This is a genomic window from Lichenihabitans sp. Uapishka_5 (assembly GCF_033947565.1).
Classification (GTDB): domain Bacteria; phylum Pseudomonadota; class Alphaproteobacteria; order Rhizobiales; family Beijerinckiaceae; genus Lichenihabitans.
The window spans coordinates 1-968 of sequence record NZ_JARPVX010000094.1 but is presented as its reverse complement, the minus strand read 5'-3'; the positions used below and the strand labels follow the sequence as shown (position 1 = coordinate 968).

At 61.4% G+C, this 968-nt stretch carries 1 protein-coding gene; it reads left to right on the top strand.

All coding sequences use genetic code 11. The annotated features are described in order from the left end of the window. Positions 1-170: 170 nt before the first annotated feature. Positions 171-968 (top strand): MCP four helix bundle domain-containing protein (locus P7D22_RS19990; RefSeq protein ID WP_319936021.1); only part of this gene is annotated, 798 nt, incomplete at its 3' end.

Below are 968 nucleotides of genomic sequence, written 5' to 3'. Positions count from 1 at the left end.
GTTTTGGCAGGCGTACGCCTACCGGAACGCACGATGCGATCCGGCGGAGCCACTTCGCATCGCGAACTGAAACAGCGCGCACGAACCGACGTGAGGATCTGAGCTTTCGAAGCTTCAAGGTCCCTGCATCGAAGCGGTCATCCTTTCAAACCCTGGTATGGAACACCGACGTGAAATCTCTGCAGATTGGACATCGATTGGTGCTGGGGTTCAGCACCATCCTGCTACTCATGGCCTGTCTGGCAGGCTTCGCCTACCTCCGCGTCAGTGCCATTTCCAACGCGCTCTACGAAATCAACAGCGTCAACAGCGTCAAGCAGCGCTACGCGATCAACTTTCGTGGCAGCGTGCATGACCGCGCCATCGCGCTCCGCGATGTGGTGCTGGTCGATGCGCGTCCGGATCTCGATGCCGCCGTGGCAAGGATCCAGACCCTGGCCAGCGCCTATGCGGCTTCGGCCAAACCGCTCGACGACGTCATGAACGATGGCGCCGGCGTCACACCCGACGAAACCGAGATCCTGACCGCGATCAAAGCCATCGAGGCGAGGACACTGCCGGTGATCGGCCAAGTGGTCGAACTGCAAACGAAAGGGGACGCGACCCAGGCCAAAGCCTTACTGCTGCAGCAGGCACGCCCCGATTTCGTGGAATGGCTGGCCTCGATCAACCGCTTCATTGATCTGGAAGAAGCCAAGAACAGGACGCTTGGTGACCAGACCCGCGCTGCAGCGGCAGAATTCATTGGGCTGATCGCTCTTCTGTTCGCCGGAGCCGCGCTTCTCGGGACCGGTGTAGCGTGGTGGTCCATGCGCGCCATCAAGCCACTGCGCAAGCTCACGGCTGCCATGGGTAAACTCGCCGGCGGCGAGACGACCGTGATGGTTCCATCGCTGGATCGCCGGGACGAGGTGGGCGCCATCGCCCGGGCCGTTCAGGTCTTCAAGGCTGGCGCTGTTGAGAAGCTA